The organism is Chromobacterium sp. LK1 (assembly GCF_001043555.1).
In the GTDB taxonomy this organism is placed as follows: Bacteria; Pseudomonadota; Gammaproteobacteria; order Burkholderiales; family Chromobacteriaceae; genus Chromobacterium; species Chromobacterium aquaticum.
The window spans coordinates 22,400-43,730 of the sequence record NZ_LDUI01000005.1 but is presented as its reverse complement, the minus strand read 5'-3'; the positions used below and the strand labels follow the sequence as shown (position 1 = coordinate 43,730).

Sequence of the window (21,331 nt, the reverse complement as noted above, 5' to 3'; positions counted from 1 at the left end):
AGCATGCGTATCTTGTTCATTGCCGATCCGCTGGATCACTTCAAGCTTTACAAGGACACTACCTTCGCGATGATGCAGGAGGCGGCCGCACGCGGCCACGCCCTGAGCTTCGCCGAGGCGCACCAGTTATCGGTGGAAGGCGGACGCGTGCTGGTGGATGCGCGCGATCTGAGCCTGACTGGTCAGAACGCGGGCGAACATCCCGCCTGGTTCAAGCTGGGCGAGCTGCACCGCCAGCCCTTGCAGGCCTTTAGCGCCGTGGTGATGCGCAAGGACCCGCCGTTCGACATGGAGTACTTGTACGCCTCGCAGTTGTTCACGCTGGCGGAGGCCCAGGGCGCCAAGGTGTTCACCAGCGGCCAGGCCTTGCGTGATTTCAACGAGAAGCTGGCCATTCTGCAATTCCCGGAGCTGACCGCGCCGACGCTGATCACCGGCGAATCGCACCGGCTGCGCACCTTCGTCAATCAGCATCAGGACGTGATCCTGAAGCCGCTGGACAGCATGGGCGGCGATAGCATCTTCCGGGTGCGTCCGGACGACGCCAATCTGTCGGTGATTATTGAAACCATTACCCTGCGCGGCAAGCGCACGGTGATGGCGCAGCGTTATATTCCGGAGATCCGCGACGGCGACAAACGCATCCTGGTAATCGACGGCGAGCCGGTGGACTGGTGCCTGGCGCGGATTCCCGCCGCCGGGGAAACCCGCGGCAACCTGGCGGCAGGCGGTCGCGGCGAGGCGCGGCCGCTGAGCGCGCGCGATCGCGAGATCGCCGAGGCAGTGGGGCCGGAGCTGAAGAAACGCGGCATTCTGCTGGCGGGCCTGGATGTGATCGGCAACTATCTGACCGAGGTCAACGTCACCAGTCCCACCTGCTTCCGCGAGATCATGGATCAGACCGAGATCAATGTCGCCGGCCTGTACATCGACGCGCTGGAGCGGCGCTGCCTGGCGCATTAACGCCGATTGCAGCGACCTTTGACACGGCCGGCGACAATGCCGGCCGTTTTGATTTTTTATTGGCGTCATCTTGGGCTGGCATGCTGGGGCGCCGGTCGTCATCCGACGCCGCTTTGTGCCCCAAGCGCATGGACCTAGCAATGAAAGAAAGCCCATTCAAAGGCAAAACCGGGATCACCCGCCTGATCAACGCCTTCGGCTACTCGCTGGACGGCCTCAAGGCGGCGTTCCGGCATGAGGACGCCTTCCGTCAACTGGTGCTGCTGGCGGTGGTGTTGATCCCGCTGGCCTTCGTCATTCACGCCCAGCCGTTGGAGCGTGCCTTGCTGGTGGCCAGTTCGCTGGCGACGCTGATCATCGAGCTGCTGAACTCCGCGATCGAGGCGGCGGTGGATCATACTTCGCTGGAGCGGCATCCGCTGGCCAAGCGCGCCAAGGACATGGGCAGCGCCGCTCAATTGCTGGGCCTGATCAATCTGACCGCGGTGTGGAGCCTGGTGCTGTTCGGCTGAAGCGGGTAAGGTGAGCGCTGCCTGAATCAAGAGGAGCCGTCAGATGATGTCGCCAGTGGAATCCGGAGTCGAGGAGTGGGTGCTGAATATGGTGCTCTGGCTCAAGCTGGGCGTGGAGGCGCTGGGCGCGCTGGTGATAGGCGTCGGCATCCTGACCCTGGGCCTGCGCTATATCCGCCGCTGCCTGAGCCCGGATCACGCTGATTACAATCAGGTGCGGCTCAGCTTCGCCCGCTTTCTGGCGCTGGCCTTGGAGTTGCAGCTGGCGGCCGATATCCTGTCCACCGCGGTGGCGCCCAGTTGGGATCAGATCGGCAAGTTGGGCGCCATCGCGGTGCTGCGCACCGCGCTCAATTACTTCCTGGGCAGGGAAATCCGTGAAGCCGAGGCGGTGCGTCGGCTCAAGCCGCCGCCGGCCTGAACCGGCCTCTTGCCTGCGCAGTAATAAACAAACAGCCCTGCACGGTTTTCCCATGCAGGGCTGTTGCTTTAAGCGCGGGCGACTTAGCTTGGCTCGGCTTCCTTGCCTTCCGGCGGCGCGATCACCTCGCTATAACCGCATTCCTTCTGCGGGCAGACTTTCTCGGTGCCGCGGCGCTTGGTGGTCTTGATGGTCAGGATCGGCCAGTTGCACTTCGGGCAGGGCTCGGCCACCGGCGGGTTCCAAGTGGCGTACTTGCACTTGGGATAGGTATTGCAGCTATAGAACAGCTTGCCGTAGCGGCTCTTGCGCTCGATCAGCTGGCCGGCCTTGCATTCCGGGCATTCCACGCCGGTTTCGCGCGGCTTTTCCAGCGGTTCGATGTGCTTGCACTTCGGATAGTTGGCGCAGCCGATGAACTTGCCGTAACGGCCCTTCTTGATGTGCAATTCACCGCCGCATTCCGGGCAGCTGCGGCCTTCGATCACCGTTGGCGCTTCCGCCTCTTCCGCCGCCTGTTCGGCGGTTTCGCCGATATTGCGGGTGTAATCGCAGTCCGGATAGCCGGTGCAGGCGATGAAGCGGCCGCGCTTGCCGAACTTGATGGACAGCGGCTTGCTGCATTTGGGACAGGCTTCGTCCAGGCTCTCGGTGGTGACCTCGGCGCGGGAAATGCTTTCCTTCTCCGTGATCTGCTTGGAGAAGTTCTTCCAGAAGCTGTCCATCACCGGCACCCACTCGCGCTGGCCGTTGGCCACTTCATCCAGCTGGTTTTCCAGCTTGGCGGTGAAGTTGTAGTCCACGTATTGCGCGAAATGCTCGGTCAGGAATTTGTTGACGATGTCGCCGGTGTCGGTGGGCAGGAAGCGCTTCTTGTCCAGCACCACGTATTCGCGGTCCTTCAGCGTCGAGATGATGCTGGCGTAGGTGGACGGGCGGCCAATGCCGAATTCTTCCAGCGCCTTCACCAGCGATGCTTCCGAATAACGCGGCGGTGGCTGGGTGAAGTGCTGGGTGCCGTAGAGCTTGTCCACCGGCAGGGTCTCGCCCTCTTCCAGCAGCGGCAGCTTGGCGTTGTCCTCATCCTCGGCGTCGTCCACGTCTTCTTCATACACGGCGAGGAAGCCGGCAAAGGTCTGCACTTGGCCGGTGGCGCGGAACATGCCTTCGCCGACGGCGATGTCTATGCTGGTGGTGTCGAACTTGGCCGGCGCCATCTGGCAAGCCAGGGTCCGTTTCCAGACCATGTCGTAGAGCTTGAACTGATCGGTGGTCAGGAAGGGCTTGACCATTTCCGGCGTGCGCAGGATGGAGGTGGGGCGGATCGCCTCGTGCGCTTCCTGGGCGTTCTTGGACTTGTTCTTGTAGGCCACCGGGTTCTTCGGCAGGTAGTCGCCGTCGAACTTGAGGCCGATATAGCCGCGGATTTCCTCCACCGCTTCGCCGGCCAGCGCCACCGAGTCGGTACGCATATAGGTGATCAGACCGACGGTGCCCTGGCCGATGTCTATGCCCTCGTACAGCTGCTGCGCGGTGCGCATGGTGCGGTCAGTGGTCATGCCCAGCTTGCGCACGGCCTCCTGCTGCAGCGTGGAGGTGGTGAATGGCGCGGCGGGGCTGCGCGATTTCTTTTTCTTCTCGATGGCGCTGACCACCGCCGGGTGGCCTTCCAAGCGCGCCAGTATGCCGGCCTGCTCGGCCTCATTGGGTATGTCGAATTGTTCCAGCTTCTTGCCGGCCATTGTGGTCAGCTTGGCGCCGAACTTGGTGCGGCCCTTGTGGCTGTCCAGATGCACCGACCAGTACTCCTGCTCGACGAAGGCGCGGATTTCGTTCTCGCGCTCGCAGATCAGCCGCAGCGCCGGGCTCTGCACGCGGCCGGCGGACAGGCCGCGGCGGATCTTCTTCCACAGCAGCGGCGACAGGTTGAAGCCCACCAGGTAGTCCAGCGCGCGGCGGGTCTGCTGCGCGTCCACCAGGTTCTGCGCGATTTCGCGCGGGTTCTGGATCGCTTCCAGCACCGCGTTCTTGGTGATCTCGTGGAACACCACGCGTTGGGCGGTCTTGTTCTTCAGCAGTTTCTTGCTGTTCAGGATCTGCACCAGATGCCAGGAAATGGCTTCGCCTTCGCGGTCCGGGTCAGTTGCCAGATAGATGTGTTCGGCGTCGCCCACCGCCTTGACGATGGCGTCGACATGCTTGCTGTTGCGCGCGATCAACTGGTATTTCATCGCGAACCCTTTTTCTGGGTCCACCGCGCCGTTCTTGGGCACCAGATCGCGCACATGGCCGTAGGAGGCCAGGACTTCAAAGTCCGGGCCTAGGTATTTCTTCAGCGTTTTCGCCTTGGACGGCGATTCGACGATCAAGAGACTGGTGGGCATATTATCTTTTCAATTGTTTGCAAGCGCCGGCGCGCCGGCTGATCCGTCGGGCTTCGCAAGCCTGCCGTCGCGGCATGGCTTTGAGCCTCTGCGTGGTGCTGCGTTCCCGTCGACCGTGCGGGAATGTCCGTTCGGAAAAATCGCGTCGACAGAAAATATATTCGTCAAATAAAACAAGAGCGCAAGAGCGCTCTTTGGTTCGGGTGCCAGCCGAGACAAGCAAGGGCGGCATGTTAAGCCCGGCCCAGACGCCTGACAAGTCATTGCATGGTGGGTTCGCCATGCACGGCATCCAGCAGCGCCTCTCCCAGCAGAATGGGCAGCTCCGCCTGTTGCGCCCACAACACCATCAAGGCCACCAGCTTGGCGCTGCCTACGTTGATATCGTCGGCGGGCAGGTCCATCAGCCGGTCTATCACCATTTCGCGCTGCGCCGGCGTCAAGGCGCCGTGGTCTTCCAGAAACTGCAGCAGGCCGCGCACGTCGGCGGGCAGGTGTTCCACCTCGTCTTCAGCGTAGACGCGGATGCCGCTGGCCTCGTTGGCGCCGAGATAGCCGCTGTCGTCCAGGCCGCTGACGCCATCCAGCCAGTCCAGCGCGTCGTTGATCTCCTCGTCTTCGAAACCGGCGGCTTCCAGCTGGCGCATCAGCACGCCGCGGTCGCCAAAGGCTTCCGGATCGCGGAATTGTTCAAACAGGAAGGCGAGTACGTCAAACATCAATCTGTCTTTATCAAAGTGCGGGTTAGCGCGGTTCAGCCCGATTTCAGGCGTTGAAAAAGCCCGCCGGGATGGCTGGCCACCAGGCCGGCCAGCTCAAGTTCGAGCAGCATCGCGTAAAGCTCCCCCACAGTCAACCCGAGCGTGGTTGAAAGTGCATCGATACTGATGGGGTCGAATCCCATGGCTTCAAGCAGCGGCGATTCCGCGGCGACAACCGCCGGCTGGGCGCGGGGAGGCTGGCGTTGCAGGCGGCCCACTTCGTCCAGCACGTCGTCCACGGTTTCCACCAGCTTGGCGCCGTCCTTGATCAGGCGGTGGCAGCCGCGCGATTGCGGATTGTGGATGGAGCCGGGGATGGCCATCACTTCGCGGTTGTTCTCCATCGCCAGCCGCGCGGTGATCAGCGAGCCGGAGCCGGTGTTGGCCTCGGCCACCAGGCAGCCGCGGCTGAGCCCGGCGATGATGCGGTTGCGGCGCGGGAAATGGCCGGCCAGCGGCCCCATGCCCAGCGCGAACTCGGACAGGATCAACCCTTCCTCGGCGATGCGGTGCGCCAGCTGGCGGTTGCCGGCCGGGTAGACGCGGTCTATGCCGGTGCCGACCACGGCGATGGTGGAGGCCGGCTGGGTCAGCGCGCCGTGGTGGGCGGCGGCGTCGATGCCGCTGGCCATGCCGCTGACGATGCAATAGCCGTGCTCGGCCAATTCGCTAGCGAAGCTTTCCGCGTTCTGCCGGCCCTGCGGTGTGGCTGCGCGGCTGCCGACGATGGCCAGCATGGGGTGGGCCAGCAGTTCGCGTCGACCGCGGGCGAACAGCAGCGGCGGCGGCGAGCCGGATTCGGCCAACTGCGGCGGATAGTCGTCATCCAGCAAGGACACCAGTTGGCAGCCAGGGGTTTGCGCCCATTGCTGCGCGGAGTCGGCGGCGGCTTCGGCCTCGCGGCCGCGCAGCGCGGCGGCGGCTTCTTTGCCGATCAGGGGCTCGGTCTGGCGGCTGTTGGCGTCCAGCGCGGCGGCGGCGCTGCCGAAGGCGTCGATCAGCCGCAGAAAGCCGGCCGGACCGATGCCGGGGGTCAGCGCCAGCAACAGCCAGTCGTGCGGAGGCTGCGTCATTCTTGCTCGGGACTGGCCACGCCGTCGCCGACATAGATCGGGCCGGTGCTATCGAGAACCAGCGCGTAGGAGACTTTGTCGAACACGCGGTAGACGAAGGCATTGCCGGCGCGCTCCGCCGGCAATGCCACCGTGCGCTTGCCTTGCTCGTCCTTGATTTCCAGTGGGCGGCCCTTTTTGAACAGACCGAACACATGGCCGTTTTCAACTCCCTGCGCGCTGCCCAGATTGAGTACAATAGTGGAGTATTGCGCCGCGCCGTCCACGCCGTTGTAGATTGAGACCACTTTGCCGCTCATCTGCGCGCTGGCCGGGTGTGGCGCGTAATTGTTGAAATTCTGGCGCGGCGCGCGCATCAGGCGATCGCCGACCATGATTTCCTCGCTGGTATTCCTGACCTTGAGCGTCTGGACTTCGCCTTGCGCCTTGTCGGCAACCAGGTCGCCGCTATACGTGGCTTCTATGCCCAGCACTTGTTTGCTGTCCGGGTCCAGCAGCGGTTTGCCCAGGCGGTAGGCCTGCCAGGTGCCAGCCTCGGTGATGCCGGTGGCGTAGACCCGGTCGCCGGTGGTGACGCTGATGCGTTCTTCCGGGCCGGCGATCAGCTTGGGCGCTTGCATGAATTGCGCCATGTCCACCACCAGCGGGCGCTTGAGAAAGGGCTCGATCGCGGAAGCCGGGATGCTGGCCACCGCCAGATCCTGGGCTTCGATGCGCGCCTGCGGCGACAGCTTGACCTCGCGTTGCGCGCCCCTGGCCAGCGACAAGCGCGGCTGGCCGTCCACATAGTCCAGCGCCAGCACATCGCCAGGATAAATCCAGTGCGGGTTCTTGATTTCGCCTTGGTTCATCCGCCACAGGCGGGGCCATTTCCAGGGGCTGTTCAGGTAGCGCCCGGAAATGCTCCACAGCGTGTCGCCGCGCTTCACGGTGTAGCGGCTGGGCGCATCCGCTTTCAGTTGCAGGTCAGCAGCGAAACCGGGCACGGCGAGCCCGAGGGCCAAGGCGAAGGATATAATGCTTTTACGCATGGGAAATGCCCCAATATGAAGGTGGACGGACACCTGCGGGGGGTGGCCCGCATGCAACGAATCGCGTTTCGAACATGTCTATTATCGGCGTGCCGATTGCGATACGACAACTTGATGAGTGATTGAAACGATGGGGAGTCATTAAATCCGATGGCATTGTTGAATATTTTGCATTACCCGGATGAACGGCTGCACACCGTGGCCAAGCCGGTGGAGGTCTTCGACGAGGCCTTGCAGACGCAGATCGACAATATGTTCGAGACCATGTACGAAGCCAAAGGCATCGGACTGGCCGCGACCCAGGTCGATTTCCACCACCGCCTGGTGGTGATGGACATTTCCGAGGAGCGGAACGAGCGTCGCGTGTTCATCAACCCGGAAATCCTGCAGAAGGACGGCGAGACCGTGTACGAGGAGGGCTGCTTGTCCGTGCCCGGCATCTACGACAAGGTGACCCGCGCCGAGCGCGTCAAAGTGCGCGCGCTGGACCGCAACGGCAAGCCGTTCGAACTGGAAGCAGACGGCCTGCTGGCGATCTGCATCCAGCACGAGATCGATCACCTGGACGGCAAGGTATTCGTTGAATACCTGTCCCAGATGAAGCAGACCCGCATCAAGACCAAGCTGAAAAAGCGTGAAAAACAGAATATGTGATGGACGCGCCATCGGCGCTCCGTCCGGAATGGTTTGAATGAAATTGATCTTTGCCGGTACGCCGGAGTTTGCCGCCGCAGCGCTGCGAGAGCTGATCGCCGCCGGCCATGAAATCGCCCTGGTGCTGACCCAGCCGGACCGTCCGGCCGGCCGCGGCATGAAATTGAAACCCAGCCCGGTCAAGGCCGTCGCGCTGGAGCACGGCCTGCGCGTGGAGCAGCCGGTGTCGCTGCGCAACGAGGAGGCGCAGCAGATGCTGCGCGATGTCGGCGCCGAGCTGATGGTGGTGGCCGCTTATGGCCTGATCCTGCCGCAGGCGGTGCTGGACATCCCGGCGCGCGGCTGTCTGAACATCCACGCCTCGCTGTTGCCGCGCTGGCGTGGCGCCGCGCCGATTCAGCGCGCCATCCTGGCCGGCGACGCCGAAACCGGCATCACCATCATGCAGATGGACGTGGGCCTGGACACCGGCGACATGCTGTCCATCCATCCGGTGGCCATCGCCGCCGATGAAACCGCCGCCACGCTGCATGACAAGCTGGCGGAAGAGGGCGCGCGCGCCATCGTCTCCACGCTGGCCGGGCTGGACGCCATTCAGCCGCGCAAGCAGCCGGAAGCGGGCGTCACTTACGCGCAGAAGCTGAACAAGGCCGAGGCCTTGGTGGATTGGAGCCTGCCGGCGCAGGACGTGGCGCGGGCGATCCGCGCCTACAACCCGGCGCCCGGCGCGCATACCTTGCTGGCCGGCGAGCCGCTGAAACTGTGGATGGCCAGCGCCGAAGCCGGCGAAGCCGAACCGGGCGTGATCGTCGCCGCGGACGCGGACGGCGTGCTGGTGGGCTGTGGCGCTGGCCTGGTGCGCTTGAGCGTGCTGCAGGCGGCGGGCGGCAAGCGGTTGGCCGCGCGCGATTTCGTCGCCGGCCGCGGCCATTTGCCGGGCGTGCGCCTGGGCGCGTGAACGGATTGATGGACAAGGAGTGAAAGGCAGCGAGCGATGACGGACAACTGGTTCAAAACCACTTTGCTGATGGCGGCGATCCTAGCGCTGTTCGCCGTGATCGGCGGCATGATAGGCGGCAAGAGCGGCATGATCCTGGCCCTGCTGTTTGGCGGGGCGATGAATGTGTTCGCCTGGTGGAATTCCGACCAAATGGTGCTGCGCATGTACAACGCGCAGGAAGTGGACGCCCAGAGCGCGCCGGAATTCTACGGCATGGTGGCGGAACTGGCGCAGCGCGCCGGCCTGCCGATGCCGCGCGTCTACGTGATCCACGAAGAGCAGCCCAACGCCTTCGCCACCGGTCGCAGCCCGGAGCACGCGGCGGTGGCCGCCACCAGCGGCATCATGCGCATGCTGGACTACCGTGAGCTGCGCGGGGTGATGGCGCATGAGCTGGCTCATGTCCAGCACCGCGACACCTTGATCTCCACCATTTCCGCGACCATGGCCGGCGCGATTTCGGCGCTGGCCAACTTCGCCATGTTCTTTGGCGGCCGCGATGAGAACGGCCAGCCGGTGGGCTTGCTGCCGCGCCTGGCCATCGCCCTGCTGGCGCCGCTGGCGGCCAGTCTGATCCAGATGGCGATTTCGCGCGCGCGCGAATTCGAGGCCGACCGTGGCGGCGCCGAGATTTCCGGCGATCCGCTGGCGCTGGCGTCCGCATTGCAGAAGATCGAGTATTACGCCCAGGGCATCGTGATGCCCACCGCCGAGGCGCATCCGGAAACCGCGCAGATGATGATCATCAATCCGCTGTCCGGCGGCGGCGGGATGGGCGATCTGTTCCGAACCCATCCGCAGACCGCCGATCGCATCGAACGGCTGCAAGCGATGGCGCGCGGCGTATATTAATTGAAGAGCGTCGCGCGGCCGCCGCGCCGCGATGACCGCACAAGGCCAATGCCGACCGGCATTGGCCTGTTTGTTATGTCGTTATAGAAGGCACCCATGCATCATATTCAGCAATTGGCCGCCAACATCCTGTTGCGCGTCGAGTCCGGAACCAATCTGACCGAGGCCTTGGCCGAAGCCCAGCGCAAGGCGCCCGATCTGAGCCCGTCCGAGCGCGGCGCGCTGCAGGATCTGAGCTATGGCAGCCTGCGCCACTTGGCGCGGCTGCGCTTTTATCTGCGCCAATTGGTGGCCAAGCCCTTGCCCGAGCCGGTGCTGGAGCGGGTGTTGATCGTGGCCTTCTATCAATTGCTGCATACCCGCGCCGCCGAGTACGCGGTGGTGAACGAGGCGGTGACCCTGGCCGGGAGGCTGGCCAAGGGCAATTTCAAGGGTCTGGTCAACGGAGTGCTGCGCAACTTCCTGCGTCAGCGCGCGGCGCTGGAACGAGCGGCGGAAAAAGACCTTGAAGCCAGCTTCAATCATCCGCTGTGGTGGGTGAAGGGCTTGCAGCGCGCCTATCCGGACGCTTGGCGCGCCATCCTGGACGCCGACAACAGCCATCCTCCGATGACCTTGCGCGTCAACCGCCGCCATGGCGACGCCGCGGCCTATCTGGAGCGGCTGCGCGCGGCCGGCCTGGACGGCGAGGCGCTGGACGGCGGCTCGATCAAGCTGGCGCGGCCGGTGAATGTGCGCGAGCTGCCCGGCTTCGCCGACGGCGAGGTGTCGGTGCAGGACTGGGGCGCGCAGCAGGCCGCGCATTGGCTGGACCTGCGCGCCGGCCAGCGCGTGCTGGATGCTTGCGCCGCGCCCGGCGGCAAGACCGGCCACATTCTGGAGAGCGCCGATGTCAGCGTGACCGCGCTGGACATCGACGAGCAGCGGCTGCAGCGCGTGGCGGACAATCTGGAGCGCATCGGCGCCACCGCCCGGCTGCATGTCGCCGACGCCGGCCAGCCGGACGGCTGGTGGGACGGCCAGCCCTTCGACCGCATTCTCGCCGATGTGCCGTGTTCCGCCAGCGGCGTGGCGCGCCGCCATCCGGACATCAAGTGGCTGCGGCGCCCGGGCGACTTTGCCGCGCTAGGCGTGCAGCAGGCGGCGATGGCCGACGCGCTGTGGCCTTTGCTCGCCTCCGGCGGCAAAATGCTTTACGCTACGTGCTCCATTTTCCCCGAAGAGAATCAGCAACAGCTCGACTCCTTCCTGAACCGCCACGCGGACGCCGCGTGCCTGAAGCAGGAGCAGTTGCTTCCTTGTGAGCGTCATGACGGCTTTTATTACGCGTTGCTTGAAAAACATTAGCCTGCTGCTGTGTTTGCTGGCCGGCCTCGCCATGGCGGCGCAGGCCGAGACCATCAGCTCGCGGCGGGCCGAGGCGGAAGTGACGGCGGACGGCCAGCTGTCCGTCAGCACTCGCTTTCAGACGCGCTTGACGCCCAGTCTCAGCGATGCGCTGGAGCAAGGCGTGGTGTTGCCGTTCCGGCTGGAGTTCCAACTGACCAAGCCGCGGCTGACCGCTTACTATCTGAATTTCAGCGAATGGTTCGATCCGCACGCCCAGCTTGGTTTCAAACTGTCCTACCAGTCCTTGACCAATCGCTACCGGGTCACCATCGGTGGACTGTCCAATTTCTATCCCACATTGCGCGAGGCGCTGGGCGCCGTGGGCGCGATCCAGGGCTGGCGCGTGCTCAATAACGGCACGCTGGACCCGCGCGCGCCGGGGCGCGTGGCCGGTCAGGTGCGGCTGCTGCTGGATATCGGCGAACTGCCCAAGCCCTTCCAACTGAACGCGCTGGGTTCGGCTGACTGGTCGCTGTCGTCGGACTGGGTCAAGCTGGACGTAAAGGATGGCAGCTGATGCGCTACGCGGTTGTCGCGCTGGCGACGCTGGGCGCCATCCTGCTCTATTTGCTGGCGCTGGCCACTGGCAACGCCTCCAAGCTTAACGATTACTACTGGTGGGTGTTCGGCCTGAACGGCCTTTTGCTCGCCACGCTGCTGGGCGTGGTGGCGCGCCAGTTGCTGCGCTTGCGCCAGCGGGTGCGCGACCGGGTGTTCGGCGCCAAGCTGACCCAGAAGCTGGTGATGATGTTCGCGGTGGTGGCCCTGGTGCCCGGCATCCTGGTGTTCACCGTCTCCGCCCAGTTCCTGACCCGCAGCATTGAGAGCTGGTTCGATGTGCGCGTCGAATCGGCGCTGGACCGCAGCCTGGGGCTGGCGCGCAATTCGCTGCACTATGTGCAGGAAGATCTGAGCCGGCGCGCGCGCTCGGTGCAGGACGAGATCGAGTCCTTGCCGGAAGGGCTGCTGCCGGCGCGGCTGGAGCGGCTGCGCGAGCAATTGGGATTGCGCGAGCTTGCTGTCTATAGCCGCAGCGGCCAGCTGCTGGCCTTTGCCGGCGGCCTCAGCGAGCGAGTGCCTCCTTCCTTGGGGCGCGACAGTATCGCCAAGCTCAGGCCGCGTCAAACTCTGGACAGTTTCGAGAACGACGGCGGCAGCGGCCTGGTGCTGAAATCGCTGCTGATCTATCGCAATCTGGACAGCCAGCAGCGCGTGCTGCAGGCCTTGCAATCGGCGCCGGGCAGCATTGCCCAGGACGCCGAACAGATCGAGACCGCGCGCGCGGAATACCGGCAACTGCTGCTGGGGCGCGAGGGCCTGACCACCTTCTATATGCTGACGCTGGCCTTGTCCGCGCTGCTGGCGCTGACCGCGGCGCTGGCCTTCGCCTTATTCCTGTCCGAGCGGCTGTCGGCGCCGCTGTCCGAACTGGCCGCCGGCACCCGGGCGGTGGCGCAGGGCGACTTTTCCAAGCGCCATCCGGTATACCGCCGCGATGAACTGGGCATGCTGACCACGCTGTTCAACCGCATGACGCAGCAGCTGGAGGACGCGCGCCACGCCGCCGACCTGAGCCGCAGCGAGCTGGAAAGCAGCAAGCTTTACCTGGAAAGCATCCTGGCCAACCTGAGCGCCGGCGTGATCGCCTTCGGCGCCGACTGGCAGCTGCGCGCGGCCAATACCAGCGCTTCGCGCATTCTGGGCGTGGATTTCGCCGAGGTGTCCGACCGCGATTTCCCGCACTGGGCCACCACGATTCCGGCGGTGGCGCCGTTGGTGGAATGCGTGCTGGAGTATGCGTCCAAGAACAGCGACAGCGATTGGAAAACCCAGCTCAGCTATCTGACGGTGCAGGGCGAGCGCACCTTGCTGGTGCGCGGCGCGCATTTGCCGGAAGCGTCGGCGGATGGCTATGTGGTGGTGTTCGACGACATTACCGAACTGGCGCGCGCCCAGCGCGACGCGGCCTGGGGCGAGGTGGCCAAGCGGCTGGCGCACGAGATCCGCAATCCGCTGACGCCGATTCAATTGTCGGCGGAACGGCTGGCGATGAAGCTGCAGGACAAGCTGGCCGGCGCCGATTCCGACATGCTGCGCCGCTCCACCGATACCATCATCAAGCAGGTGGGCGCGCTCAAGGCCATGGTCGACGCCTTCCGCGATTACGCGCGCGCGCCGCGCACCAAGTTGACCGAATTGGACCTGAATCAAGTGGTGCGGGAGGTGATGGCTCTTTACGAATCCAACTCTGCTGTTAAGATGGCGCTTGATGAAAGGCCGTTGATGATCATGGCGGATGCGGCATTGTTGCGCCAGGTTTTACATAACCTGATTCAGAACGCGCAAGATGCGGTCCTTGACGTTGACATCCCGATGATTCAAATTAGCAGCCGAAAAGAAGAAGGCTATGCGCTCGTTAGCGTGGAGGATAATGGTCCGGGCTTTGCTCCGGAGATCCTGCAACGCGTGTTCGAACCCTATGTGACTAGCAAGGCCAAGGGTACCGGTCTTGGCCTGGCGGTGGTCAAGAAGATTCTTGAAGACCACCACGGGCAGATCAAAGTGGGCAATCTCGAACCGAACGGCGCGCGCATCCTTCTCTCCCTGCCATTGCTGGAGGCCTAATGCGTAGCAGCGATATTTTGATTGTTGACGACGAAATCGGTATCCGTGAATTACTCTCCGAGATACTGCAGGACGAGGGGTATACCGTTGCGTTGGCGGAAAACGCCGAGGTGGCCAGACAGCTGCGCAACCAGACGCGTCCGGCGTTGGTGTTGCTGGACATCTGGATGCCGGATTGCGACGGCGTGACGCTGCTCAAGGAGTGGGCCAAGTCCGGCCAGCTGAACATGCCGGTGGTGATGATGTCCGGCCATGCCAGCATCGACACCGCGGTGGAAGCCACTCGCATCGGCGCGTTCGACTTCCTGGAGAAGCCGATCGCGCTGCAAAAGTTGCTGACCACGGTGCAGCGCGCGTTGAAGTATGGCGACATGCAGGCCAATACCTCGCTGAACCTGGACAAGCTGGGCCGCAGCGAGCCGATCCAGGAGTTGAAGCGGCAACTGGAACGCGTGGCCAAGGTCAAGTCTCCGGTGTTGCTGACCGGCGAGCCTGGCTCCGGCTTTGAGCTGGTGGCGCGCTTTTTCCACCAGGGAAATACGCCGTGGGTGACGCCGGCCAAGCAGGAGCAATTGGCGGACGCGCCGCTGGAGCTGCTGCAAAAGGCGAATAACGGCGTGTTGTTCCTGCCGGAGATCGGCCAGTACGGCCGCCGCGTGCAGCAAGGCCTGCTGTTCCTGCTGTCCAAGCTGGACCGTTTCAATGTGCGGCTGCTGTGTTCCTGCAGCCGTCCCTTGCAGGAATTGCTGGTCGATCCCGAGTGCGACAACCGGCTGCTGACCGCCTTGTCCAGCGTGATCGTGCCGATTCCGCCGCTGCGCGAGCATTCCGAGGACATCATCTTCATCGCCGAGCAGATCCTGACCGAGCTGGTGGAGTCCAAGCAGGTGCCGGCGCGCAAACTGACCACCGCCGCGCTCAACGCGCTGCGTCAGTATGACTGGCCGGGCAATCTGGAGCAGCTGCGCAGCATCATCAAGAGCCTGGCGCTGACGTCGGAGTCCGACGAGGTGGATGCCGGCGAGGTCAACAAGGTGCTGGCGCAGTTCCGCCACGAGAAGCCGGTGGAGGAGTCCGGTTTCGACTTCAATATGCCGCTGCGCGAACTGCGCGAGCAGTTGGAGCGGCGCTACTTCGAGTACCATATCTCGCTGGAGAACGGCAATATGAGCCGGGTGGCGCAGAAGGTGGGCCTGGAGCGCACCCATCTGTACCGCAAGCTCAAGCAGCTGGGCATCAAGTTCGCCCGCAAGACGGTGGAAGAATAAGTCCGCGTTTCAGCTTTGAACATAAGGCCAGCCAGCATACGGCTGGCCTTATGCTTTTGGACGATGGCGTGGTGGCTGCGTTCGGATTAGGCTGGAAAGATGATGGAACTCAACGACGAAGCGCTATTGCGCTATAGCCGGCATATCCTGCTGCCGGAAATCGATATCGCAGGCCAGCAGTGCTTGGGCCAGGCGCGGGCGCTGATTGTCGGCGCCGGCGGACTGGGCTCGCCGGTGGCGTTGTACCTGGCCAGCGCCGGCGTAGGGCAGATCAGCATCGCCGACGACGATGTGGTGGAGCTGTCCAATCTACAGCGCCAGATTATTCACCACAGTGATAGCCTCGGATGTTTGAAGGCGGAGTCCGCCGCCGAGCGCATGCGCGCGATCAACCCCGAAGTGACGGTAACGCCGCTGGCGCGGCGTTTGGGTCCAGAGGAGCTGGCGCAGTTGGCCGCCGACCACGAGCTGGTGCTGGATTGCAGCGATAATTTCGCCACCCGCCACGCGGTGAACCGCGCCTGCGTCGCTGCCGGCACGCCGCTGGTGTCCGGCGCCGCGGTACGTTTTTCCGGGCAGTTGGCGGTGTTCGATCCGCGCGACGCGGCGTCTCCCTGCTATCACTGTCTGTTCCCTGACGAGGGCGAGGCCGGCGATGGGCCGTGCGCGACTTTCGGCGTGCTGTCGCCGCTGGTGGGGGTGATAGGCAGCTTGCAGGCAGTGGAGGCGGTCAAGCTATTGGCTGGCATCGCGCCGCGGCTGGGTTGGCTGACGCTTTACGATGGGCTGGCTGGCGAGTTCCGCCAGATCCGGGTGCCGCGTGATCCCGCTTGCGCGGTGTGCGCCACGCGATGAAAAACGCCCCGGCTGACCGGGGCGTTGGTTTTGGCGGCGGCGAGCGGGCTCACAGATGCTGCTGCACCAGCGCGCGCACTTCCTTGAAGTCCATCACGCCGACGTAGCGCTTGATGATCTTGCCCTGTTTGTCGATCAGGAAGGTGGTCGGCGCCAGCTGGATGTCGCCGAAGGCCTTGGCGATCTCGCCATTGCCATCCAGCGCGACAAAGAAGGGCAACTGATATTTGTCGACGAAGCTCTTTACGTAATTGGGCGGATCGTAGCTCAGCGCCACCGCGATGGTTTCCAAGCCCTTGCCGGCGAACTCCTGATGCATCTTCTTGATTTCCGGCATCTCTTCCACGCAGCCCGGGCAGCTGGTGGCCCAGAAGTTGACCAGCACCACCTTGCCCTTCAGCGACTCGGTGCTGGCGGTCTGGCCGCTGAGCGAGGTATAGCTGACCTGCGGCGCCGGCGTGCCGGCGAACAGCGTCATATAGCCGATGACGGCGAGCAGAGCGACGCCAAGCAGCGCGAGCAGAGCTTTCTTCATTTCCTTGTCCTGCGGGTAAGGTCCGGGCGCGGCCCGGACGGTTCATGCCATGATGATCAGGCTTGTTCGGCCAGCATCTGTTCGAGGAGTTCCTTCAGTTTGCCATCCAGCGCCACCGCCTTGCCCTGTTTGGCGTCAAAGACAGCGAAAGTGACATCGGCCTCGGCCACCAGTTTGCCGCTGCCGGCCAGCGTCACGCGCTGGTGCATCACCGCGCTGCGGGTGCCTATCGATTTCACGCCGGTGTCGATCTGCAGTTCGTCGCCCATAGTGGCCGGGTAGCGGTAATCGATATTGATGTTGACGACGACCAGGGCCAGGCCCGATTGCAGGAACCAGGGCAGGTCGCCGCGGCTTTCGAAGTAATTCCAGCGCGCCTCTTCCAGGAACTCAAGGTAGCGGGCATTGTTGACATGGCCGTACAGGTCCAGGTGATAGCCGCGCACTTTGATCTTGGTATTGTGCTGCATGATGGTGTTTCCCCCCCTTGGGTGTTGGTGGCGGCGCCGATGAGCGCCGCCGTTTCTCCGTGTTATTCGCCCAGTTCCAGCGGCACGAAAGCTTCGCGCTCCAGCGGCTCGTCGACCAGGTCGGTGACGATGGAGTGGATTTCCACCGCGAACCATTGCTGGAACAGCTCCAGCGTCAATGCCTCGGGCCACAGGCCATCGTCATCGCACCAGTCGGAGAGTTCGGCTTCGAACAATTGCTGGTAGCGTTCGAGGATGAAGGTCTGGGCATCGGTGTAATCCTCCGCCGGCGGGATCAGCAGCGCGTTGCAATCCAGACCCAGCTGGTCCAGCGACATGCCGCCGTCCAAGCCGCCAGGCAGTTGTTGCAGCCAGGCGTGAAAGGGCGCCAATGGGCGGATCAGGGCAATGCTGCGGTTGACTTCGTACATGGAGATTCCTTGATGATGTGTCAGCGACTGGATAATTGATTGTCGCGGGTGAAGACGAATTTCTGACGGATGCGCTGCGAGCTGTATTGCTGCGCGAGCGAGGCCGGGAACGGCGGATAGGGCGCGGCCAGTTCGACGATGCGGCGGGCGGCGTCATCGAGCACATCGAAACCGGAACTGCGCAGCACGCGGACTTCGCGCAGGCCGCCGTCGGCTGCAATCAGCACTTCCAGCGTGACCGCGCCGTGAATATTCTGACGGCGCGCGGTTTCCGGATAATTGAGGTTGCCGATGCGCTCCACTTTCAGCCGCCAGTCTTCCTGGTAGCGGGCCCAGGGGTAGCCGCGCGCGCTTTCCGCCAGCCGGCCTTGCTTGCCGCCACTTTCCTGCTGCTGATCGGCCAGTCCGCTGTCGCCCAATTGCCGGCTCAGGTCGCCGACTTGCGCCAGCAGGCTGCCGGCGCTGACGTGGCCGACGTTGCCGGATTGCGCTGGCGGCAGCGCAGGTTTTTTGCCGGTGTCCGGTGGCCGGGTAATGGTCTGCTGTCGCGGCGAGGCGTCGGCGGGTTCGGGAGTGCCGGGATCCACTGGCGCGGCCGGCGGTTTGGCGCGGTGGCTGGCCAGCCGGTCGGTTTGCGCGCTGTTGCCGGCGCCCAGATTGTTTTGTTCCGCCAGTCGGCGGGTCTTGGGCACGGTCCGGCTGGGCGCCTGGTTCAATTGCACATTGATGATCTGGACCGAGGCCGGCGCCGGCGGGCTCGAGCGCGGCCGGATTTCCAGGCTGAACAGCAGCGCATGAACCAGCAGCGAGGCAAACAGCGTCGTGGCCAAGGGCAGCATGGCTGCGTTGGACGACGAGGGCGAAAGCGGACTAGTGGACATGGTGGCTGATCTTTTACCGGGTAGGCGGAGCGCCGACAGATGCCGCCGCAGGCGGGGCGCGCGCTGCTGAAAGTGTAGCACGATGGCAAGCAAAAACGCCGCGTGGAGCGCGGCGTCGGGCAGAGGGCGTTGCGGCCTATTATTTTTCCAGCAGGCTGCGCAGCATCCAGGCGGTTTTTTCATGCACTTGCAGGCGCTGGGTCAGCAAGTCGGCGCTGGGCTCGTCGCCGGCGCGGTCAACCACGGCGAAAATGCTGCGCGCGGTGCGACATACGGTTTCATGGCCGTCCACCAACTGGCGGATCATTTCCTCAGCCTTGGGCGGGGTGCCGGCGGCTTCCGGGATCGCGGTCAGCTTGGCGTAGTCGGCGTAGCTGCCCGGCGCGTGGTGGCCCAGCGCGCGGATGCGCTCGGCCACGGCGTCCACCGCCAGCGCCAGCTCGTTGTACTGGGTTTCGAACATCAGGTGCAGGGTGTTGAACATCGGCCCGGTGACGTTCCAGTGAAAATTGTGAGTCTTCAAGTACAGGGTGTAGGTGTCGGCCAGCAGGCGGGACAAGCCGTGGGCGATTTCCTGGCGGTCTTGTTCGTTGATTCCAATATCCATCGCGATATCCTCATAAGTGAAGGGAGAGCGGAGGCCGCGGCCGGCGGTGCCGACGCGGCGGCTTTTCGACTACACTCTCCCGTTTTGCGGGAAAAAGATCATGAAACCCTGGCTGGACTGCAGTAAGGGCACAGTCCGTCTTAGCTTGCATGTTCAGCCCGGCGCCAAGAAGACCGAGGCGGCGGGCGAACACGGCGATTGCCTGAAAATACGTTTGGCGGCGCCGCCGGTGGACGGCAAGGCCAATGCTGCGCTGCTGGCTTGGCTGGCGCAACGCTTCGCCGTGGCCAAACGCGACGTTCAACTGCTGTCCGGCGACAAGAGCCGGCACAAGGTGGTGTTGATTCAGTTCACGGCGACCGACGAGGAGGTCTTGCGGCTGCTGGGCATTCAATGAAGACGCCGGTCCGACGGAGTTTCCTTGTCCACCCGAGTGTATTCACCGTCGATCACGTCATTATCGGCGGAGCTGTGGCCGCCGCCAGCGGCCCCACGAGCGTTGACGGCAATGTTGGGGCCTTTGAAGGGCAATAGCAACAGCACTGCGGCCAGGTCGCTGATGACGCCTGGAATCAGGAACAGCACGCCGGCCAGCAAGTAGCGCAGCGGCCAAAGCAGGGAATACAGCGATACGCGCTCGCCCTGGCGCATCACGCTGCCCAGCGTGAACAGGGCGCCGATTTGCTGGTTGCGCAGCATCCATAGCCCCAGCAGCGAAGACAGCACGACGAAGACGAAGACGGCGAGTCCGCCAAAGTGGTCCGCCAGCGCCACCAGGGCGGCGATTTCTGCGAAGGGGTACAGCAATAACAGGATGAGGAATGTGCGCATGAGCGAGCTGAGTATCCGGTAAGTGGGTGATCGCGATCCGGCGTTTGCGGTCGCCGCCTGATCCCTTGTTATACACATGGGTATGGTCCGGCGACTTTACAAGTCGGGATCTAGCTTATCGTTCGGGCTTAGATGGTTCTTCCCCGTTTTCGGTTCCTGCCGGCTTGAGGTTTTTCACCGCGTGCCAACGTCATTCATGTAAAAAAAAATGCAAAAACCCGTTGACGACCCTGAACTGTTTCATTATAGTTGCGCTCTCTCTTGGGTCGTTAGCTCAGCTGGTAGAGCAGCGGACTTTTAATCCGTTGGTCGCAGGTTCGAATCCCGCACGACCCACCAGTTTCCGATGCCGGAAATTGCCAGGAGTTTTGTTAGAGGGTCGTTAGCTCAGCTGGTAGAGCAGCGGACTTTTAATCCGTTGGTCGCAGGTTCGAATCCCGCACGACCCACCACTCAAAACTTTATGCGCATACTGGATCGGGTCGTTAGCTCAGCTGGTAGAGCAGCGGACTTTTAATCCGTTGGTCGCAGGTTCGAATCCCGCACGACCCACCAATTTACAGCAATCAGGCCAGTTCGCAAGAACTGGCCTTTTTGTTTTTCGCTGTTCTCCTCGTGTTTCCCCTCTCTGATTAGCGTTGATCGGCCGTCGTGGCGCGCCTTTCTCTCGAGCATGCCGTCGTTATGGTAAATTTGATAATGATTGTAAGAATCATTCGCATTATAATGGCGAGTTAATCGCCTCATCCCGGCGCCCTCGCCGCCGCGCGCAGGCGCCGGGTTCGCATCAAACAGGAAACACGAGCATGACTACCGTTGTCGAGAAAACCCGCACCCAGGATCTGAAAGCCCGCACCCACGAAACCCACGACGCGTTGGACCAGCGCATCATGGCGAATCAGCCGTTCGCCACCCGTGAAAACTACGCGCGCTTCCTGTTGGCGCAATACTGCTTCCTGCGCGATGCAGACGCGCTGTACGACAACCCCGAGCTGGCCCGCCTGTTCCCGGATCTGGCCGAGCGCCGCCGTTACGACAGCATCGCCGCCGATCTGCGGGACCTGGACCGGCCGCTGCCGGAATTGCGCGAAGCGCCGATCAGCAGCACGCTGGACGTGGCCAGCGCGATGGGCTGGCTCTACGTGGTGGAAGGCTCCAAGCTGGGCGCGGCCATTCTGTACAAGCTGGCCGGCAAATTGGGCCTGGACGAGAATTGCGGCGCCCGCCACCTGGCTGGCCATCCGGATGGCCGCGCCCGCCACTGGCGCGCGTTCACCGCCGCGTTGGACGGCCTGCTGCTGGATGAGGCGGCCGAGCAACGCGTCACCGCCGGCGCCGTGGCCGCTTTCGCCTGCATGAACAGCCACCTGGACCAGGTGTACGCTTGAGCGGGCGGGCGCGGCACCCGGCGGTGCGCTGGCTGTATCTGTGCGCCGGCATGCTGATGCTGGCGCTGGGCGTGATAGGCGCCTTGCTGCCGGTGATGCCGACCACGATCTTTCTGATCCTGGCGCTGGCCTGTTTCAGCAAATCGTCCCCGCGGCTGGAGCAGCGTTTGCTCGCGCATCCGCGCTACGGCCCGGCGCTGCGGCTTTGGCGCGAGCAGCGCGTGGTGCCGGTCAAGGCCAAGTGGTTCGCCAGCCTGGGCATGGGCGCGGGGTTCGCCGCCCTGCTGTTGGCGCGGCCGCCGCATTGGGTGCCGTGGCTGGTTGGGGCGATCGAGCTGAGCGTCCTGCTCTACCTGCTGTCGCGGCCATCGCGCGCCGTCGGCTGAGCGTCGGGATTTAG

24 protein-coding genes and 3 tRNA genes are annotated in these 21,331 nt (G+C 63.7%); 17 read left to right on the top strand and 10 right to left on the bottom strand.

What is annotated here, in order from left to right; translation table 11 throughout:
* The first annotated feature begins 3 nt into the window (after window positions 1–3).
* The 3 genes from gshB (at window position 4) to VI26_RS03170 (ending at window position 1,896) form a co-directional block, all read left to right on the top strand.
* The gene (gene gshB, locus VI26_RS03180) at window positions 4–963 is read left to right on the top strand and encodes a glutathione synthase (protein ID WP_048408303.1); all 960 of its coding nucleotides are present in this window, start codon (window positions 4–6) and stop codon (window positions 961–963) included.
* A gap of 140 nt (window positions 964–1,103) precedes the next feature.
* Window positions 1,104–1,475 (top strand): diacylglycerol kinase, encoded by a 372-nt coding sequence (locus tag VI26_RS03175; RefSeq protein WP_369799187.1) that lies wholly within the window; start codon window positions 1,104–1,106, stop codon window positions 1,473–1,475.
* A 43-nt stretch (window positions 1,476–1,518) separates the two neighbouring features.
* Entirely contained in the window at window positions 1,519–1,896 is a 378-nt protein-coding gene (locus tag VI26_RS03170; protein WP_048408301.1) for a DUF1622 domain-containing protein, read from the top strand.
* Window positions 1,897–1,979: 83 nt separating this feature from the next.
* Here VI26_RS03170 and topA read toward each other — a convergent pair whose 3' ends face one another.
* The 4 genes from topA to VI26_RS03150 form a co-directional block, all read right to left on the bottom strand.
* Window positions 1,980–4,280: a type I DNA topoisomerase gene (topA, locus tag VI26_RS03165; RefSeq protein WP_048408300.1), complete on the bottom strand. Its 2,301-nt coding sequence runs from the start codon at window positions 4,278–4,280 to the stop codon at window positions 1,980–1,982.
* Window positions 4,281–4,540: 260 nt separating this feature from the next.
* Window positions 4,541–4,999 carry a DUF494 family protein gene (locus VI26_RS03160; RefSeq protein ID WP_048408299.1) on the bottom strand — a complete coding sequence of 153 codons (459 nt, stop codon included), beginning with the start codon at window positions 4,997–4,999 and terminating at the stop codon, window positions 4,541–4,543.
* 35 nt (window positions 5,000–5,034) lie between these two features.
* Window positions 5,035–6,114: a DNA-processing protein DprA gene (dprA, locus tag VI26_RS03155; RefSeq protein WP_048408298.1), complete on the bottom strand. Its 1,080-nt coding sequence runs from the start codon at window positions 6,112–6,114 to the stop codon at window positions 5,035–5,037.
* Window positions 6,111–7,145, bottom strand: a complete 1,035-nt coding sequence (locus VI26_RS03150) for a LysM peptidoglycan-binding domain-containing protein (protein ID WP_048408297.1) — start codon at window positions 7,143–7,145, stop codon at window positions 6,111–6,113. Before VI26_RS03150 ends, dprA begins: the two co-directional genes overlap by 4 nt.
* A gap of 150 nt (window positions 7,146–7,295) precedes the next feature.
* On the opposite strand from VI26_RS03150, the gene def reads away from it, so the two are divergent.
* The 8 genes from def (at window position 7,296) to VI26_RS03110 (ending at window position 15,788) form a co-directional block, all read left to right on the top strand.
* Complete coding sequence (gene def, locus VI26_RS03145) at window positions 7,296–7,799, top strand: peptide deformylase (RefSeq protein WP_048408296.1); 504 nt, start codon at window positions 7,296–7,298, stop codon at window positions 7,797–7,799.
* Window positions 7,800–7,836: 37 nt separating this feature from the next.
* The gene (fmt, locus tag VI26_RS03140) at window positions 7,837–8,757 is read left to right on the top strand and encodes a methionyl-tRNA formyltransferase (RefSeq protein ID WP_048408295.1); all 921 of its coding nucleotides are present in this window, start codon (window positions 7,837–7,839) and stop codon (window positions 8,755–8,757) included.
* A 36-nt stretch (window positions 8,758–8,793) separates the two neighbouring features.
* The gene (gene htpX / locus VI26_RS03135) at window positions 8,794–9,651 is read left to right on the top strand and encodes a zinc metalloprotease HtpX (protein ID WP_043635619.1); all 858 of its coding nucleotides are present in this window, start codon (window positions 8,794–8,796) and stop codon (window positions 9,649–9,651) included.
* A gap of 96 nt (window positions 9,652–9,747) precedes the next feature.
* Window positions 9,748–10,998, top strand: coding sequence for a 16S rRNA (cytosine(967)-C(5))-methyltransferase RsmB (rsmB, locus tag VI26_RS03130; RefSeq protein WP_048408294.1), 1,251 nt, complete (start codon window positions 9,748–9,750; stop codon window positions 10,996–10,998).
* Window positions 10,985–11,557 (top strand): DUF4390 domain-containing protein, encoded by a 573-nt coding sequence (locus tag VI26_RS03125; RefSeq protein ID WP_231463722.1) that lies wholly within the window; start codon window positions 10,985–10,987, stop codon window positions 11,555–11,557. Before rsmB ends, VI26_RS03125 begins: the two co-directional genes overlap by 14 nt.
* Window positions 11,557–13,665, top strand: coding sequence for an ATP-binding protein (locus tag VI26_RS03120; protein WP_048408292.1), 2,109 nt, complete (start codon window positions 11,557–11,559; stop codon window positions 13,663–13,665). Before VI26_RS03125 ends, VI26_RS03120 begins: the two co-directional genes overlap by 1 nt.
* Complete coding sequence (locus VI26_RS03115) at window positions 13,665–14,933, top strand: sigma-54 dependent transcriptional regulator (protein WP_019100015.1); 1,269 nt, start codon at window positions 13,665–13,667, stop codon at window positions 14,931–14,933. Before VI26_RS03120 ends, VI26_RS03115 begins: the two co-directional genes overlap by 1 nt.
* Before the next feature lie 99 nt (window positions 14,934–15,032).
* Window positions 15,033–15,788, top strand: coding sequence for a molybdopterin-synthase adenylyltransferase MoeB (locus tag VI26_RS03110; protein ID WP_048408291.1), 756 nt, complete (start codon window positions 15,033–15,035; stop codon window positions 15,786–15,788).
* Window positions 15,789–15,837: 49 nt separating this feature from the next.
* Here VI26_RS03110 and VI26_RS03105 read toward each other — a convergent pair whose 3' ends face one another.
* From VI26_RS03105 to VI26_RS03085, 5 genes are all read right to left on the bottom strand, one after another.
* A complete protein-coding gene (locus VI26_RS03105) occupies window positions 15,838–16,323 on the bottom strand; it encodes a TlpA disulfide reductase family protein (RefSeq protein ID WP_048408290.1) in 486 nt (161 codons plus the stop codon).
* 56 nt (window positions 16,324–16,379) lie between these two features.
* A complete protein-coding gene (locus tag VI26_RS03100) occupies window positions 16,380–16,793 on the bottom strand; it encodes a thioesterase family protein (RefSeq protein ID WP_048408289.1) in 414 nt (137 codons plus the stop codon).
* A 62-nt stretch (window positions 16,794–16,855) separates the two neighbouring features.
* Window positions 16,856–17,224 carry a hypothetical protein gene (locus tag VI26_RS03095; protein WP_048408288.1) on the bottom strand — a complete coding sequence of 123 codons (369 nt, stop codon included), beginning with the start codon at window positions 17,222–17,224 and terminating at the stop codon, window positions 16,856–16,858.
* A 20-nt stretch (window positions 17,225–17,244) separates the two neighbouring features.
* Complete coding sequence (locus VI26_RS03090) at window positions 17,245–18,105, bottom strand: energy transducer TonB (RefSeq protein WP_048408287.1); 861 nt, start codon at window positions 18,103–18,105, stop codon at window positions 17,245–17,247.
* Between the two features lie 139 nt (window positions 18,106–18,244).
* A complete protein-coding gene (locus VI26_RS03085; RefSeq protein WP_048408286.1) occupies window positions 18,245–18,712 on the bottom strand; it encodes a Dps family protein in 468 nt (155 codons plus the stop codon).
* A 100-nt stretch (window positions 18,713–18,812) separates the two neighbouring features.
* On the opposite strand from VI26_RS03085, the gene VI26_RS03080 reads away from it, so the two are divergent.
* Window positions 18,813–19,109 (top strand): DUF167 domain-containing protein, encoded by a 297-nt coding sequence (locus VI26_RS03080; protein ID WP_048408285.1) that lies wholly within the window; start codon window positions 18,813–18,815, stop codon window positions 19,107–19,109.
* Here VI26_RS03080 and VI26_RS03075 read toward each other — a convergent pair.
* Window positions 19,103–19,543, bottom strand: coding sequence for an FxsA family protein (locus tag VI26_RS03075; RefSeq protein WP_048408284.1), 441 nt, complete (start codon window positions 19,541–19,543; stop codon window positions 19,103–19,105). The genes VI26_RS03080 and VI26_RS03075 overlap by 7 nt on opposite strands.
* 263 nt (window positions 19,544–19,806) lie before the next feature.
* Here VI26_RS03075 and VI26_RS03070 point away from each other — a divergent pair.
* The 5 genes from VI26_RS03070 (at window position 19,807) to VI26_RS03050 (ending at window position 21,317) form a co-directional block, all read left to right on the top strand.
* Window positions 19,807–19,882 (top strand) — tRNA-Lys (locus VI26_RS03070).
* A 37-nt stretch (window positions 19,883–19,919) separates the two neighbouring features.
* Window positions 19,920–19,995 (top strand) — tRNA-Lys (locus tag VI26_RS03065).
* 27 nt (window positions 19,996–20,022) lie between these two features.
* Window positions 20,023–20,098: transfer RNA gene (locus VI26_RS03060), tRNA-Lys, on the top strand.
* 251 nt (window positions 20,099–20,349) lie between these two features.
* Entirely contained in the window at window positions 20,350–20,931 is a 582-nt protein-coding gene (locus tag VI26_RS03055) for a biliverdin-producing heme oxygenase (protein WP_048408283.1), read from the top strand.
* Window positions 20,928–21,317 (top strand): YbaN family protein, encoded by a 390-nt coding sequence (locus VI26_RS03050; RefSeq protein WP_197081364.1) that lies wholly within the window; start codon window positions 20,928–20,930, stop codon window positions 21,315–21,317. The genes VI26_RS03055 and VI26_RS03050 overlap by 4 nt, the downstream gene beginning before the upstream one ends.
* Window positions 21,318–21,331: the final 14 nt, after the last annotated feature.

Coding starts and splice junctions, on each gene's coding strand:
- gshB (WP_048408303.1), top strand. CDS start 4: ATGCGTATCTTGTTCATTGCCGATCCGCTGGATCACTTCAAGCTTTAC.
- VI26_RS03175 (WP_369799187.1), top strand. CDS start 1,104: ATGAAAGAAAGCCCATTCAAAGGCAAAACCGGGATCACCCGCCTGATC.
- VI26_RS03170 (WP_048408301.1), top strand. CDS start 1,519: ATGATGTCGCCAGTGGAATCCGGAGTCGAGGAGTGGGTGCTGAATATG.
- topA (WP_048408300.1), bottom strand. CDS start 4,280: ATGCCCACCAGTCTCTTGATCGTCGAATCGCCGTCCAAGGCGAAAACG.
- VI26_RS03160 (WP_048408299.1), bottom strand. CDS start 4,999: ATGTTTGACGTACTCGCCTTCCTGTTTGAACAATTCCGCGATCCGGAA.
- dprA (WP_048408298.1), bottom strand. CDS start 6,114: ATGACGCAGCCTCCGCACGACTGGCTGTTGCTGGCGCTGACCCCCGGC.
- VI26_RS03150 (WP_048408297.1), bottom strand. CDS start 7,145: ATGCGTAAAAGCATTATATCCTTCGCCTTGGCCCTCGGGCTCGCCGTG.
- def (WP_048408296.1), top strand. CDS start 7,296: ATGGCATTGTTGAATATTTTGCATTACCCGGATGAACGGCTGCACACC.
- fmt (WP_048408295.1), top strand. CDS start 7,837: ATGAAATTGATCTTTGCCGGTACGCCGGAGTTTGCCGCCGCAGCGCTG.
- htpX (WP_043635619.1), top strand. CDS start 8,794: ATGACGGACAACTGGTTCAAAACCACTTTGCTGATGGCGGCGATCCTA.
- rsmB (WP_048408294.1), top strand. CDS start 9,748: ATGCATCATATTCAGCAATTGGCCGCCAACATCCTGTTGCGCGTCGAG.
- VI26_RS03120 (WP_048408292.1), top strand. CDS start 11,557: ATGCGCTACGCGGTTGTCGCGCTGGCGACGCTGGGCGCCATCCTGCTC.
- VI26_RS03115 (WP_019100015.1), top strand. CDS start 13,665: ATGCGTAGCAGCGATATTTTGATTGTTGACGACGAAATCGGTATCCGT.
- VI26_RS03110 (WP_048408291.1), top strand. CDS start 15,033: ATGATGGAACTCAACGACGAAGCGCTATTGCGCTATAGCCGGCATATC.
- VI26_RS03105 (WP_048408290.1), bottom strand. CDS start 16,323: ATGAAGAAAGCTCTGCTCGCGCTGCTTGGCGTCGCTCTGCTCGCCGTC.
- VI26_RS03100 (WP_048408289.1), bottom strand. CDS start 16,793: ATGCAGCACAATACCAAGATCAAAGTGCGCGGCTATCACCTGGACCTG.
- VI26_RS03095 (WP_048408288.1), bottom strand. CDS start 17,224: ATGTACGAAGTCAACCGCAGCATTGCCCTGATCCGCCCATTGGCGCCC.
- VI26_RS03090 (WP_048408287.1), bottom strand. CDS start 18,105: ATGTCCACTAGTCCGCTTTCGCCCTCGTCGTCCAACGCAGCCATGCTG.
- VI26_RS03085 (WP_048408286.1), bottom strand. CDS start 18,712: ATGGATATTGGAATCAACGAACAAGACCGCCAGGAAATCGCCCACGGC.
- VI26_RS03080 (WP_048408285.1), top strand. CDS start 18,813: ATGAAACCCTGGCTGGACTGCAGTAAGGGCACAGTCCGTCTTAGCTTG.
- VI26_RS03075 (WP_048408284.1), bottom strand. CDS start 19,543: ATGCGCACATTCCTCATCCTGTTATTGCTGTACCCCTTCGCAGAAATC.
- VI26_RS03055 (WP_048408283.1), top strand. CDS start 20,350: ATGACTACCGTTGTCGAGAAAACCCGCACCCAGGATCTGAAAGCCCGC.